Annotated in this window: 11 protein-coding genes and 1 pseudogene; all 12 read right to left on the bottom strand. The window is 66.7% G+C overall.

Annotation, left to right across the window (positions count from 1 at the left end; translation table 11 throughout):
- Positions 1 to 36: 36 nt before the first annotated feature.
- The 12 genes and pseudogenes from LW840_RS01785 to nuoD all read right to left on the bottom strand — a co-directional run bounded on the left by LW840_RS01785 (position 37) and on the right by nuoD (position 14,004).
- The gene (locus LW840_RS01785; protein WP_291263343.1) at positions 37 to 1,416 is read right to left on the bottom strand and encodes a phosphomannomutase/phosphoglucomutase; all 1,380 of its coding nucleotides are present in this window, start codon (positions 1,414 to 1,416) and stop codon (positions 37 to 39) included.
- A 75-nt stretch (positions 1,417 to 1,491) separates the two neighbouring features.
- On the bottom strand, positions 1,492 to 3,108 hold the full coding sequence (locus LW840_RS01780; RefSeq protein WP_291263342.1) for an NADH-quinone oxidoreductase subunit N: 1,617 nt from the start codon (positions 3,106 to 3,108) through the stop codon (positions 1,492 to 1,494).
- A complete protein-coding gene (locus LW840_RS01775) occupies positions 3,105 to 4,670 on the bottom strand; it encodes an NADH-quinone oxidoreductase subunit M (protein WP_291266256.1) in 1,566 nt (521 codons plus the stop codon). Before LW840_RS01775 ends, LW840_RS01780 begins: the two co-directional genes overlap by 4 nt.
- Positions 4,671 to 4,680: 10 nt before the next feature.
- Positions 4,681 to 6,708, bottom strand: a complete 2,028-nt coding sequence (gene nuoL, locus LW840_RS01770; protein ID WP_291276304.1) for an NADH-quinone oxidoreductase subunit L — start codon at positions 6,706 to 6,708, stop codon at positions 4,681 to 4,683.
- Complete coding sequence (gene nuoK / locus LW840_RS01765) at positions 6,705 to 6,998, bottom strand: NADH-quinone oxidoreductase subunit NuoK (RefSeq protein ID WP_291263339.1); 294 nt, start codon at positions 6,996 to 6,998, stop codon at positions 6,705 to 6,707. The genes nuoL and nuoK overlap by 4 nt, the downstream gene beginning before the upstream one ends.
- The gene (locus LW840_RS01760) at positions 6,995 to 7,501 is read right to left on the bottom strand and encodes an NADH-quinone oxidoreductase subunit J (RefSeq protein WP_291266255.1); all 507 of its coding nucleotides are present in this window, start codon (positions 7,499 to 7,501) and stop codon (positions 6,995 to 6,997) included. Before LW840_RS01760 ends, nuoK begins: the two co-directional genes overlap by 4 nt.
- Positions 7,498 to 7,995, bottom strand: coding sequence for an NADH-quinone oxidoreductase subunit I (locus LW840_RS01755; protein WP_291263337.1), 498 nt, complete (start codon positions 7,993 to 7,995; stop codon positions 7,498 to 7,500). The genes LW840_RS01760 and LW840_RS01755 overlap by 4 nt, the downstream gene beginning before the upstream one ends.
- 302 nt (positions 7,996 to 8,297) lie before the next feature.
- A pseudogene (gene nuoH, locus LW840_RS01750) lies at positions 8,298 to 9,305 on the bottom strand (NADH-quinone oxidoreductase subunit NuoH); the annotation flags it as partial.
- A 77-nt stretch (positions 9,306 to 9,382) separates the two neighbouring features.
- On the bottom strand, positions 9,383 to 10,966 hold the full coding sequence (locus LW840_RS01745; protein ID WP_291269333.1) for a 2Fe-2S iron-sulfur cluster-binding protein: 1,584 nt from the start codon (positions 10,964 to 10,966) through the stop codon (positions 9,383 to 9,385).
- 7 nt (positions 10,967 to 10,973) lie between these two features.
- Positions 10,974 to 12,302, bottom strand: a complete 1,329-nt coding sequence (nuoF, locus tag LW840_RS01740; protein ID WP_291276303.1) for an NADH-quinone oxidoreductase subunit NuoF — start codon at positions 12,300 to 12,302, stop codon at positions 10,974 to 10,976.
- Positions 12,302 to 12,853: an NAD(P)H-dependent oxidoreductase subunit E gene (locus tag LW840_RS01735; protein WP_291266252.1), complete on the bottom strand. Its 552-nt coding sequence runs from the start codon at positions 12,851 to 12,853 to the stop codon at positions 12,302 to 12,304. The genes nuoF and LW840_RS01735 overlap by 1 nt, the downstream gene beginning before the upstream one ends.
- A complete protein-coding gene (gene nuoD / locus LW840_RS01730; protein WP_343213616.1) occupies positions 12,850 to 14,004 on the bottom strand; it encodes an NADH dehydrogenase (quinone) subunit D in 1,155 nt (384 codons plus the stop codon). The genes LW840_RS01735 and nuoD overlap by 4 nt, the downstream gene beginning before the upstream one ends.
- Positions 14,005 to 14,076: the final 72 nt, after the last annotated feature.

Raw genomic sequence — 14,076 nt, 5'->3', positions numbered from 1 at the left:
GCGCCTGTTCCCCACGTCAGTGTGCGCCGACGGCGGTCAGAGCGTGATACCCTGCTCGCGCACCCATGTCTCCATGATGGTGCGGATCTCGTGAAGACGCTGCTCCGTGCGTGCTTCGTACCGCGCAACGATCACCGGTTGGGTGTTGGAGGCGCGCAGCAACCCCCAGCCGTCGCCAAAGAGCACCCGCACGCCATCGACATCGATGACCTCGTACCGGGCGGCAAAGTGCGGGACGGCCTTCGCCATGATGGCGAACTTCGTCTCGTCGTCCGTGTCAATGCGGATCTCCGGTGTCGACACGTAGGGCGGCACGTCGGCGAGCAGCGCGTCGATGCGCTTGCCGCTGTCGGCCACGATGCGCAGCAGCCGCGCTGCGGCGTACAACGCATCGTCATGGCCGTAAAACCCCTCCGAGAAGAACATGTGCCCCGACATCTCGCCCGCGAGCGGCGCCTGGAGGCTCTTCATCTTCTCCTTGATGAGCGAATGCCCGGTCTTCCACATCACGGGCGTGCCGCCAGCCGCTGCGATCCCGTCGGAAAGTGCCTGTGAGCACTTCACGTCGAAGATGATGGGCTGACCAGGCCCGGTGCGCGCCAGCACGTCGCGGGCGTAGAGGATGAGCAGTTGGTCGCCCCAGATGATGCGGCCGTGCGCATCGACCACGCCGATGCGATCGGCGTCGCCATCGAACGCGACGCCCATCTCTGCCCCGTGGGTCTGCACGGCGGCAATGCAGTCGGCAAGATTCTCGGGGACGGTGGGATCGGGGTGATGATTCGGGAAGGTGCCATCGCTTTCGGTGAAGAGCCCGATGGCGTCGACACCCAACGCGTCGAAGAGCTGGGGGGCCACCAGGGCGGCCGCGCCGTTCCCGCAGTCGTACACCACGCGCAGCCGGCTCCCATCGACCCGGGCAATGGGCCCCACCCGCGTGGCGATGTCGTGCACGTAGCGATCAATGACTGCCGCATGACGCACCGTCCCCTGCCCGCTCGGCATGGGCCCCGCCACGATGCGCTCGTAGAGCGTCTGAATGTCGGCACCGTGCAGCGACGCCGTACCGAGGCACATCTTGAAGCCGTTGTACTCGGGTGGGTTGTGCGATCCGGTGATCTGGATGCCCCCCACGACGGCTTCGTGGTGCAGCGCCCAATAGAGGAGCGGCGTCGGCACGATGCCGACATCCACCACATCCACCCCGCTTTCCGTCAGCCCCCGCACCAGCGCATCGCGCAGCGCCGCTCCGCTCGGCCGGTTGTCCCGCCCCACCGCCACGGCCCCGGCAATCCCCCGTTCGGCCAGCAGGGCGGCGTACCCGCGCCCGATGCCGTACGCGACCTCCTCGGTGAGATCGGTCCCCACCACGCCACGGACGTCATACTGCCGGAAGATCGCTCGATTGATGCTCATGCCAGACCGTGCGGAGGGGACGCCAAGGAGAGGAGGAAAGCTATCACACGCCGAATGCCGGCGGGGTCGGCCCGGTCATGGGGTCGTGGTTGGCTGACGTGACGGTGCCACACCGGCGTCTGCCGCCGGGACCGTCCGGACGGCCGCCTGCAGTCGTGCCCCGCGCTGGGCCGGCTCGATTGGCGCGCTGCGAGTGATGGGACTGGTGAGCGCACGCTTGGCCATCCGGACGATGGGCGTCGGATACACGCCCAACCCGAGCAGGACCACGGCGGCAATCGCCACGAGCGACTGGCCCATGGGGAGCAACGCGGGAGCCGGCTGTCCCTCGGTGCGCGGACGCATGAACATGGCACTCACCGCGTTGAGGTAGTACGCCGCCGAGACCGCGCTGGTCAGCACCAGCACGACCGCCAGAATGGTCTGTGGTGCGTTGGCCTGCAGCGCCGCCTGCAGCACATACCACTTGGCAAAGAACCCCATGCCGCCCACCAGCGGCATGCCGAGAAACGCCAACAGAAACACCGCCATGGCGCTGGCCAACCAGGGGCGCACGAGCCAGAGGCCCGCGATGTCGTCGAGGGTGGGCGCCACATCACGGCCGGCATTCACCGCGATCAGCACGCCGAACGTGCCCATCGTCGCCAGCGTGTAGGACACCATGTAGAACACCAGCGCCGTCGTGGCGGCTGCTCCCCCGACCACCAGCGTCACGAGCAGATAGCCGGCATGCGCGATGCTCGAATAGGCAAGCATGCGCACGAGATTGCGCTGCGACAGCGCGAACACGTTGCCCACGACCATCGTCACCACGGCGAGCCACCACAGGCCGGTGTGCCATTGGGCCGAGGCGCGCCCGAGCGCCTCGACCATGATGCGGGCAAAGACGGCAAATGCCGCGGTCTTGACCGTCGCCGACATGAACGCCGTGATCGGCAGCGGCGCGCCGTCGTAGACATCGGGGGTCCACCAGTGAAACGGGGCCGCGGCCACCTTGAAGGCGAGGCCCACGAGCAGCAGGGCGGCCCCCATGGTGAACAAGGGGGAGAGGGGCGGATGTGCGGACACCCACTGCCCGATGTCCACGAGTCGCGTGCTGCCGGTTGCACCGTAGAGGAGTGCGATGCCGTACAGCAGGAACCCCGTGCTCACGGCACCCAGCAGGAAGTACTTCACGGCCGACTCGGCGCCACGTCCGCTCCGGCGGTTGACACCGGCCAGGACATACACGGCAAGCGACATCAGCTCGACGCCCAGAAACACGAACATGAGGTCTCGTGCAGCCGCAAGAATCATCATGCCCACGGCCGCGAACAGCATCAGCACGGGCACCTCCGGGCTGAACGCACCGCTGCGGTGCTGTTCGGCATCAATCAGCACCAGCGCCATCCCCGTGCCCAGCAGAATCACCAGGTCGATCGCCCAGCGGAAACCGTCCCCTGCCAATCGCTGATCGGCCGAGCCGGTCGCACCGTCGCCCCAGGCAATCACGACCACCAGGCCGACCAGAAGGCAAAGCGCCACCGCAAACCGTGACATCGCGGACGTCCGCTCGGCTCCTTCGGCCGCCCCGGCGCGTTGCGACTGTGGCGACCACACGGTCCCCACCAGCATCGCGAGTGCGCCGCTCGTGAGCAGCAGTTCCGGGGCGAGGGCGCGCAGCAGCGCGCCGCCTGACATGAACTCACTCATCGGTTCAGGGACACGGGGGGCAGCGCCGCCGGCGCGTTGGGGCCGAAGCGCACGATTTCCACCAGATCGCGGGACGGGCGGTCGCTCCGGCCCAGAACCGCACCGGGCATGAGGCCGAGGTAGATGATCGCCACCGCGAAGACCCCCATCACGAACTTCTCACGCGGGCCCAGGTCGGCAACGTGGGCCTGTTGGGGGGCGTCCAGCCCGCCAAAGAGCAGTAACTGGAGGGCACGCAACCCGTACGCCGCGGCGAAGATCACGCCGGTGGTGGCGACAACGGCCAGCACGGGGAACTCGGCATAGCTGCCGAGCAGCACGAGGAACTCGCCCACGAACCCGTTGGTCCCCGGCAGTGCGACCGTGGACAGCATCACCAGCGTGAGCATGACCGAGAACCAGGGGACCACCCGCGCCATGCCGCCGAACGCGGCCAGGTCGGTGGTGCCGGTGCGGTCCTCGAGCATGCCGGCAAGCAGGAACAGGGCGCTCGTGCTGATGCCACTGCCGACGATGCTCATCACCGCTCCCTGCACGCTCTGCTGCGTGAGGGCGAAGCTCCCCAACATGATGAAACCGAGATGACTGATGGAGCTGTACGAGATCACGCGCTTGAGGTCGCGCTGCGTCATGGCCAGCAGGGCGCCGTACACGACGGCGATGACGGACAGCACGAGAATCGTGCCACGCACCAGGTCGTGCGTAGCCGCTGCCGGAAACAGCGGAATCGCGAAGCGCAGGATGCCGTACGCCCCCACCTTGAGCCCGAGCGTGACGGCCGCGAAGGTCGGGGCGGCGCTTTGCGCATCGGGAAGCCACGTATGGAAGGGGACCAGCGCCGACTTCACGGCGAACGCCGAAAAGAAGGCGGCAAAGAGGAACAGCTGCGCGCGCGGCGATAGCGCCACGGCGCGCAGGGCATCGATGTCGAGCGTGGTACCGCCACCCAGATTCCACAGCGCAATGATGGCGACCAGCATGAGCAGCGAGCCGACCAACGTGAAGAGCACGTAGCGCACGCTGGCCCGCGAGGTCCCCTCGCGTCCCCACACCCCGACCAGCAGATAGGTGGGGATGAGCATCAGCTCCCAGGCCAGATAGAAGAGCAGCAGATCGCGCGTGATGAACACGCCAATCAGGCCGCACAGCAGCAAGAGCGCCAACGCGCCAAACGCCGGCGTCCGCACGCGCACATTGTCCCACGATCCCAGCAGCGCCAGCGGCACCACACACGCCGTGAGCACGACCATGGGCAATGACAGCCCGTCCACGCCGAGGCTGATCATGGCGCCAAGGTCCGTCAGCCAGGGCATTTCTACCCCGGCCTGCCAGCCCCGCTGCGCGGGGTCGAACGACAGCCAGAGCAGAAGGGCGAGCAGCGCCTCCACCACCATGGCCGCCAGGGTCAGCACACGCGCATCCGGGCCACCGGATGGGGCGGCGGTACCGGTCGCTTCGGCATGAACATCGCGGCCCAGAAGCCGCACGAGCAGGGCGGCGACGAGCGGCCACAGCAACATGGCCGGCAGGATCCACCGATCGACATTCAGGGAGAGAATCACGTCGCGCATATCAGGTCAGCGTCAGGGCGGCGATGAGCGCCAGCGCACCGGCGGCGAGCATCCAGGCGTACTTGCCCATATCCCCGTCCTGCAGGCGGGCTCCCATCAGGGAGGCCGTGCGACTCAGCAGCGAGCCGCCAGCGCTGAAGCCACGGTCCACGGTCCGGTCGATGCCCCGGTCCAGTACCACGCCGGCGAAGGCCTGAACCGGACGCACGATCAGCGCGTCCACCAACGCATCCACGCCGTAGGCGCGGGCGAGCAGGGTGGTGTCCTTGGTGGCGGCCGACTGGTCCGCACCGGGTTGGCGATAGCGCACCGCCGCAATGGTCATGCCCAGCAACGCGACCCCAACGGCCACCCCTACCAGCACCAACTCGGTGGTGTGGTCGAGATGTCCCGCCCCCGACAGCGCCCGGGCACTGGTACCGGTCACCGGTTCCAGCCATTGCTCGAGCAGGCCCACCGGGCCCATGGGAAGGAGCGCCGGCAGGTTGAGCCATCCCCCTGCCACGGTCAGCAACGCGAGGACCAGGACCGGCGCCGTCATGACCGCGGGGGCCTCGTGCAACGCCGCCTGCTCGGCCTCGCCTGTGCGGTTGCTACCGTAGAAGGTGAAGAGCAGCATGCGGGTCATGTAGATCGCCGTGAGCAGCGCCGTCAGGATGCCCACGCCGTACACGGTGTACAGCACCATGCTGCCGGGGATGCCGAGCAACGTGGCCGATGCCAACGGTGAGCCATGTGCGCGGCTGAACACGGCAGCGAGGATCTCGTCCTTCGAGAAGAAGCCGGCAAGCGGTGGGATGCCGGCAATTGCCAACGTCGCCAGCGTCATGGCCGTCGCCGTGGCCGGCATGAACCTCGCCAGCCCGCCCATGTTGCGCATGTCCTGCGGGTCGTCGTGACGGTGGGTCTGGTGATAGGCGTGATGCATGGCGTGAATCACCGAACCGGCTCCGAGAAACAGGAGCGCCTTGAAGAAGGCGTGGGTGACCAGATGGAAGACACCCGCCGTGTACGCGCCGGCGCCGACGCCCACGAACATGTACCCGAGCTGGGAGACCGTCGAATACGCCAGCACCTTCTTGATGTCCCACTGCCGCAGGGCAATCGTGGCGGCGAACAGCGCCGTGAGGGCGCCGATGGTGCTGACCAGGAGAGAGGCCTCGGGGGCACCCGCAAAAATGGGGGCCGCGCGCGCCACGAGGTACACCCCTGCCGTGACCATGGTGGCGGCGTGGATGAGCGCCGAGACCGGCGTGGGGCCGGCCATGGCGTCCGGCAGCCAGATGTAGAGCGGCAACTGCGCGCTCTTGCCGGCACAGCCGACGAACAGGAACAGCGCGATGGCCAGGACCACCGGCGTGCCACCCATCGCCCCGAGCGCGGCGTGAGCGCCCTCGAAGTCGAGCTTCTGGGTCGTCGTCCAGATGAGGAACATGGCGACGAGGAAGCCGAAGTCACCCACCCGGTTGACCACGAACGCCTTCTTGCCGGCGTCGGCGTTGGCCTTGTCGCCGAACCAGAAGCCGATGAGCAGGTACGAGGCAAGACCCACCCCTTCCCAGCCCACGAACATCACCGGGTAGCTGCCCCCCAGCACCAGCACCAGCATGAACGCCACGAACAGATTGAGATACGCGAAGTACCGGGCGTAGCTGGCGTCATCGCGCATGTAGCCGATCGAAAACACATGGATGAGCGAGCCCACACCGGTGATGACCAGCACCATCAGCATCGAGAGCTGGTCCAGCTGCAGCGTCCAGTCGACCACGAGATTGCCGACCGGCATCCACTGGCCCAGCGACAGCACCGCGGGGGCCGGCAACCCCACCCGCACGCGCATGAACAGCGCAACGGCCAGCGCGAACGCGGCGATGACGACGCCGGGACCGACGACGGTCACGAGCGGGTGCCGTGCCGTGGACGACGCGGAGGGGCCGGTGGTCGGCCTCCGGGTGAGGGCGATCGCGCCGTTCACGAGGAACCCGAGCACCGGCAGCACAATGAGGAGCGGCAACAGGGCAGCGATCATCCGCGGAGGCTCCGGAGTTTCGAGAGGTCCACCGTGCCGAAGTGCCGGAAGATCGAAATGATGATGGCCAGCCCGATGGCGGCTTCCGCCGCAGCGACGGACATGACCATGATGACGAACACCTGCCCGGTGATGTTATGGAGCTTGGCGAACGCCACAAAGCTGAGGTTCACGGCATTGAGCATGAGCTCGGCGCACATGAACAGGATGATCGCGTTGCGCCGGGTCAGCACGCCGACCACGCCGATCACGAAGAGAATCGCGGATACGATGAGCGCTTCGGTGATCATGCCGAGGCTCGCTTCTTGGCCAGGAGCACCGCGCCGACCACCGCCACGAGCAGCACGATGCTCGTCAGCTCGAAGGCCACGAGGTAGTCGGTGAAGAGCGCCGCGGCGACCGGTTCCACCACGTTGTCCGACATCGGCGCCGGCGCGACGCGCGGCAGTCGATGGCGCTGGGCCACCAGCAGATTGGCCAGCAGGGCGAGTCCCATGAAGCCGGCCCCCAGCCGAACGCCCAGCGAGCGCAGGTCGGAGATCTCATGCCGACCGAGATTGAGGAGCATGACCACGAAGACGAATACCACCATGATGGCCCCGGCATACACCAGTACCTGAATCGCGCCTACGAACGGCGCATCCAGCATGACGTACAGTCCCGAGAGGGCGAACATCACATTCACGAGCCAGAGCGCCGCCGGAACCGCATTCTTGCGCGTCACGAAGAGCAGCGCCGACACGATGGCCAGCAGCGCGAAGAGATAGAACTGGAACTCGAAGAACCCGGTCATTCGCCCTTCGGGTCGGCAGGGTCCCAGAGCTCGCTCACGGGGTGCGTCTGCGCCATGAGCCGTTCCAGATCGTACACGAACGCGGCGCGGTCGTACTCGGCGTTCTCGTAATGGCGGCCCAGGTGGATCGCCTCCTCCGGGCACACTTCCTGACAGTAACCGCAGAAAATGCACCGGAACTCGTCGATTTCGAACACGAGCGGGTAGCGGTTGCCCTGCTCGTCCTCCCCCGGGGTGAGCTTGATGCAGTTGGCCGGGCAAACCGTCGGGCAAAGACCGCACGCCACGCACTTGGCCTTCCCATCCTCGGTGGTGAGCATGCGGTGCGTTCCCCGCCACCGAGGGGAGAGATCCCACTTGGTCTCGGGGTACTCCATCGTGACCTTGTGCGGATCGACGAGGTGCTTCAGCGTCGTCGCCATGCCCTTGAGCGTGGCGCGCACGTAGCTCACCTGCTCAAGCGGCCGATTCATGACCTTCACACCGATGGCCATCAGTGTTGTCCTCCCTCGGCAAGGATGCCCGGGGCGGCACTCGCCGCGAGCGCCGGGACGGCATCGTTGGTACTGCTGTCGGCGCCACGCTGGGCGGCCAGCTGGCGGCGCGACAGATCGAGTCCGCGTGCACGCAGACGTTCGAGATCGGTGGGGCCAACCCGGGCGCTGGCGGGACTGATGAGCTTTCCGCGATCGAGCCATGCCAGCAGCACGGCGATCAGGACGGCATTCAGCGCCAGCAGGGCCAGCGAGAAGAGCGGACCGCGGTTCACCCCGACCATATCCAGCGCCAGCGTGGCCGAAGCGATGATGACGATGTACGCCAGCGCCAGCGGCAGCATGACGCTCCAGCCAAGACTCATCAGCTGGTCATAGCGGAAGCGCGGCAGTGTCCAGCGCACCCACATGAACACGAAGATGAAGAAGCCCACCTTGGCGAGCATCATGGCCAGCGTGGCGAGCGTCTTCACCACGGAGTACGGCCCGCTGTTGTCCCATTGCGTGAACGGGATATCCCAGCCACCGAAGAACAGCACCGCCGTGAGCCCACTCACCGTGAGCATGTTGGCGTACTCGGCAATGAAGAACATGGAGAACTTCATGCCACTGTACTCGGTGTGGTACCCGGCCACCAGTTCCGACTCCGCTTCTGGAAGGTCGAATGGCAACCGATTGGTCTCGGCGAAGGCCGCCACCAGAAAGGTGAACCAGGCGATCGTGAGCGACAGGACATTCCACCCCATATTCGACTGCTGCTGCACGATGGCGCCGAGTGACACATTGCCGGCCAGCAACAGTACCGGGATGGTGGACATCCCCATGGCGATTTCGTACGACACCATCTGGGCGCTCGAGCGCAACCCCCCAAGCAACGCGTACTTGTTGTTCGACGACCAGCCGGCGAGCACGATGCCGTACACGCCGAGCGACGAGATGGCCAGCGTGAAGAGGAAGCCCACGGGGAGCGGCGCAATGGCCATGTCGACCAGCCCCCATGGCGTGGGCAGCGGTGCCGCGAAGGGCAGCACGGCCCACGTCATCATGGCCGGGATGAAGGCGAGTGCCGGCGCAATGATGAAGAGCCACCGGTCGGCAAACGCCGGGTTCGTCTCTTCCTTCATGAAGTTCTTGATGCCGTCCGCCACCGGCTGCAGGATGCCACCAGGGCCGGCCCGGTTGGGGCCGCGGCGATCCTGAAACCACGCCGCCAGCTTGCGCTCCAGGAGCGTGAGGAGCGCCACGGTGACGAGGTACACTCCGAAGAACAACAGGATCTTGACCACGCTGGCCGCGACGAAGGTTCCGATCGCCTCCGGTGCCACCTGCGGATTGGCACGTGGGAACAGCGCGGCGAGATCGAGGGCCGCCAGCACGCTCGTTCCGCTCATGCGGACACCTCAGCGCTCGCGCCGGCGGTCTGCTCGTGGGACACCGGCAGTCCGCGCAGGCCGAGTGCGTCGTAGTCGAGCCCCGCAAAGGCCGGAAGCGATGCCGCCAGTGCCGCGAACACCTCGCCCGGCTGGAAGAACGCGCCGGCGCCGCCCACGGCGGCCACCAGGTCGGCAAGCACGTACCAGGCGGGACGCGCCACCCCCGGCGCCGATCGCGCCTGCAGATACCGCTGCACGCGCCCCCGCAAGTTGGTCAAGGTGCCTTCCTCTTCCAGCGTATTGGCAATCGGCAGGACCACCGTGGCGCGTTGCGCGATCACCGCGGGTACGGTGGTGCCGAGATACACGATGGGGCCGGCGGCGGGAAGCGCCGCGCCGTCCACGCCGGTGAGATCATCACCAAGAATCAGCAGCGCGTCATCGGCCTGTACGTCGGCGAGCAGCGCGTCGCGTTCCGCGAACCCCAGGAGGCGCGCCCCGGTGGCGTTGGCGGCGCGCTCTTCACGCAGGGCGAGATCGGTGGCGCCAGGCAGCGGGACCGCGATCCCCTTCTCCACCCGGAAGCGCTTGTCATGGTCCTGCCCGGCCACCAGTCGGTCAAGCAGGAACAGGGCCTCGTTGGACGTATTGGGGGAGGCGACGACGACGACGCGACGTCCCGCGAGCGCACGTACGGTCGCGGCGATGGCCTCGTCCCATTCCACCACGGTGAGGGAACCCGCCGTGCGCAGCAGTGGCTGATCGGCGCGGTCGCGACGCCCGAACTCACGGTACGTCTGCCGGCCCACCTCGCACATGTAGTACTGATTCACGGCGTCGTTGGGGCGCGGCCGCAGACGGACCGGCACGTTGTCACGCGTCTCGGCCACGGCGTTGCAGCCCTGGCTGCACCCGGTGCAGACGGTTGCCGCGCGATCAAGCTCCCAGGCGCGCGCCTTGTTGAGGAAATCCTTGCTGAGCAGGGCGCCCACCGGGCACAGGTCGACCACATTTCCCGCCCACACGTTGGTGAGATCGTGCCCGTCGGCCTTGCCGATGAACGCGCGGTCGCCGCGCTCGGACACATTCAGCACCGGTTCATGCGCGACATCGTCCATGAAGCGCACACAGCGCGTGCACAGGATGCACCGATTGGCCACGTACAGCACGTCGCCGCCGAAGTCCTCGACGGGATTGAAGCGCTTGGGCTCGCGATATCGCGAGTCCGCACGCCCTTCGGCAAAGGTGTAGTCCTGCAACTCGCACTCGCCCGCCTGGTCGCAGATGGGACAATCGAGCGGGTGATTGATGAGCAGGAACTCGAGCACGCCTTTGCGCGCTTCCAGCGCCTTGGGCGAGTGCACGTGCACCACCTGCCCTTCCATGACCGTGGTGGCGCACGCCGGTGCCAGCTTGGGGAACTTCTCCACCTCCACGAGGCACATGCGGCACACGCCCGCCACCGGCAGGCCGGGATGGTAGCAGTAGTGCGGAATGAGCACGCCCGCCGTCTTCGCCGCCTCCAGGATGGACATCCCGTCGGGTACCGTGACCGGCCGCCCTTCGATCGTGAGATTCACCATCTTCACATCAGCCATGATGCCCTCACGCGGCCGAGGCGCGGAGCGCCCCGGGTACGGTGACCCTCGACGGGTTCGCCGCGATCTTGGCCTCGAACTCGTGACGGAACTTCTTGAGCCCCGACACCACCGGCGTGGCGCACGAATCGCTCAGCACGCAGATCGTCTTCCCGCTCATGTTGTCGGCGATCGAAAGCAGCGTGTCGAGATCTTCGCTCGTTCCCTGCCCGTCGCGGATGCGCTCCATGATGCGCGTAATCCACGCCGTGCCTTCCCGGCACTGCGAGCACTGGGCGCAGCTCTCGTGGGCATAGAACCGCGTGAGGCGCGCGATCTGTCGCACCATGCACTGCCGATCATCGAAGACAATGACCCCACCGGACCCCAGCATGGTCCCGGCGGCGACCATGCCCTCGTAATCCATGATGGCGCCTTCCGCTTCCTCTCGCGTGAGAATGGGCACCGACGATCCGCCGGGAATGACCGCCTTGATCTCCCGGCCGGGAAGCGGACCCCCGCACAGGTCGTTGAGGAACTCGCCGAAGGGAAAGCCCAGTGCGACCTCGTAATTGCCCGGACGCGTGATGTTGCCGCAGACCGAGAACAGCTTGGTGCCGATGCTCTTGGGGTTGTCCGGACGGCCGAACTGCTTGTACCACTCGGCTCCGTGCTTCACGATGTACGGGACCGCGGTGAGCGTCTCCACGTTGTTGATCGTGGTGGGCTTCCCGAACAGCCCCGCCACGGCCGGAAACGGTGGCTTGATGCGCGGATTCCCACGCCGTCCTTCCAGCGAGTTCATCAGGGCGGTTTCTTCACCGCAGATGTAGGCGCCCGCACCGCGGTGCACGTGCACGTCGATGCGCTTCCCCGACCCCATGGCATTGGCCCCGAGAATGCCCGCCGCGTACGCCTCGGCCACCGCCTGCGTCACCCGGGCGTACGGCTCGGTGAACTCGCCGCGGATGTAGATGTAGGCGGTCTCGGCGTAGATGGTGTACGCGCCAAGCGCCACGCCTTCCACCAGACCATGCGGAGTCCAGCGCATGATCTCGCGATCCTTGAACGTGCCCGGCTCCGACTCGTCGGCGTTGCAGCAGAGATAGTGGATCTTCCCGTCGGGCTTCATGAACGACCACTTCATGCCCGTGGGAAAGCCCGCGCCACCGCGGCCACGCAGCCCCGAGTCCTTCACGATGCCCTGGATCTCCTGCGGATCCATCGTGACGGCCTTCTGCAGCGCCTCGTAGCCCCCGCGGGCGCGCCATCCGGCCAGCGTGCGCGCCTCGGCGTCGCCAAAGTACTGTGTAAGCACCGGCGTCTCGCGCGGGTGCGAAGGATGCGGGTACCCCATTACGTCAGCTCCGACAGAATCCGCGGCACCGACTCCGGTGTCACCGACTCGATGAACGCGTTGTTGATCATCACCGGCGTGGCAAAGCCGCAGGCGCCGAGGCACTCGACTTCGATCACGGTGAACCGGCCGTCGGCACTGGTGAGGCCCAGATCACCGCAGCCGGTGTGCTCGAGAAAGCTGCGCACCACATCCTCGGCCCCGCAGACGTTGCACGGGGTGGTGGTGCACACTTGAATGAAGTGTCGCCCCACCGGGTGCTGGTGGTACATGGTGTAGAAGCTCACCACGCCCTTGATGTACGCCGGTGTGAGTGACAGGACCTGCGCCACCTCCTCGATCCCCTTCTCGCTCACCCAGCCGCGCGCGTCCTGCAGCATCCACAGTGCCGGAAGCAGCGCCGCCTGCCTGGTGGGATAGCGGGAGAGAATGGTGTCGAGTTCAGCGCGCGCCGCCCCCACGAACACGGGGTCGTGCGGCTCGTCATGATGGTGGCCATGCGGTGGGGCGGCCACCAGGGCGCCCCCGCTGGCGGAAGGGCCGTGGCTCACCGGTCGATCTCTCCCATCACGATGTCGATGCTGGCGTTGATGGCGATCACGTCGGAGAGCAGATGCCCCTCCACCATCTTCGGAATCGCCGACAGGTTCACGAACGATGGGGGGCGGATGCGCCACCGTACCGGCTTGGCGCTGCCGTCGCTCACGAAGTAATACCCCTTCTCACCCTTGGGACTTTCGACGGGCACGTAGCATTCGCCGGCCGGTGGACGGGGGCCTTCCATGACCAGCTTGAAGTGATGGATCATGCTTTCCATCTCGCTGGTGGCCTTGTGCTTGGGCGGTAGAATGAGGCGCGGATCGTCGATGTTGACCGGACCGTCCGGGAGACGTCGAATGGCCTGCTCGAGAATGCGGACGCTCTGGCGCATCTCCTCGACGCGCACCAGGAAGCGATCGTACACATCGCCCGCCGTTCCCACCGGCACGTCGAAGTCGTACGTCTCGTAATCGAGGTACGGGAAGTCCTTGCGCACGTCGTAGGCGACGCCCGACGCCCGCAGCATGGGTCCCGACAGGCCGGCGTTCACCGCTTCCTGCGCGCTCATGGCCCCCAGCCCCACCGTGCGCCCGGCCCAGATCGCGTTCGTTTCAAGCATGCGCACCGATTCCTCGAGGGTCTTGGGGAACCCCTTGAGGAAAGCGCGCAGGCCATCGAGCCATCCATCAGGGAGATCGGCGGCCATGCCCCCGACACGCGTGGTGGTGACCGTGAGACGCGCCCCCACCCACCCTTCGAGCAGGTTGTAGACGTTCTCGCGCTCCTGATACAGCCACAGGAACGGTGTGAACGCCCCGATATCCACCGAGGTGGTGCCAAGCCACACCAGATGCGAAATGATGCGCGAGAGCTCCATGAGGATGACGCGCAGCACCTTGGTGCGCTCGGTCATGCCCACGCCGAACAGGCGCTCGGCGCCGAGCGCGAACGCCACGTTGTTGCCTGGCGAGTTGAGATAATCCTCGCGGTCGGTCCACGGGATGATCTGGTTGTACTGGCGGTACTCCCCGATCTTCTCGAAGCCGCAGTGCAGATAGCCGATGTGCGGGATGCACCGCACCACGGTTTCGCCATCGAGCTCCAGCACCAGGCGCAGCACGCCATGAGTGGCCGGGTGCTGCGGACCGATGTTGATCAGCATGTGATCGGCCTCGAGCTCGGGCGCCTCGCGAGCCGGCAGCCGCTCGAGGGCCACGGCACTGCCACCCTGGGG

The organism is Gemmatimonas sp. (assembly GCF_021298855.1).
Taxonomy (GTDB): Bacteria; Gemmatimonadota; Gemmatimonadetes; order Gemmatimonadales; family Gemmatimonadaceae; genus Gemmatimonas.
This window is presented reverse-complemented; position numbering and strand designations above follow the sequence as displayed.

Bases quoted from the DNA above. Each gene is read 5' to 3' on its own strand.
- LW840_RS01785 (WP_291263343.1), bottom strand. From the start codon at position 1,416: ATGAGCATCAATCGAGCGATCTTCCGGCAGTATGACGTCCGTGGCGTG.
- LW840_RS01780 (WP_291263342.1), bottom strand. From the start codon at position 3,108: ATGAGTGAGTTCATGTCAGGCGGCGCGCTGCTGCGCGCCCTCGCCCCG.
- nuoL (WP_291276304.1), bottom strand. From the start codon at position 6,708: ATGATCGCTGCCCTGTTGCCGCTCCTCATTGTGCTGCCGGTGCTCGGG.
- nuoK (WP_291263339.1), bottom strand. From the start codon at position 6,998: ATGATCACCGAAGCGCTCATCGTATCCGCGATTCTCTTCGTGATCGGC.
- LW840_RS01760 (WP_291266255.1), bottom strand. From the start codon at position 7,501: ATGACCGGGTTCTTCGAGTTCCAGTTCTATCTCTTCGCGCTGCTGGCC.
- LW840_RS01755 (WP_291263337.1), bottom strand. From the start codon at position 7,995: ATGGCCATCGGTGTGAAGGTCATGAATCGGCCGCTTGAGCAGGTGAGC.
- LW840_RS01745 (WP_291269333.1), bottom strand. From the start codon at position 10,966: ATGGCTGATGTGAAGATGGTGAATCTCACGATCGAAGGGCGGCCGGTC.
- nuoF (WP_291276303.1), bottom strand. From the start codon at position 12,302: ATGGGGTACCCGCATCCTTCGCACCCGCGCGAGACGCCGGTGCTTACA.
- nuoD (WP_343213616.1), bottom strand. From the start codon at position 14,004: ATGCTGATCAACATCGGTCCGCAGCACCCGGCCACTCATGGCGTGCTG.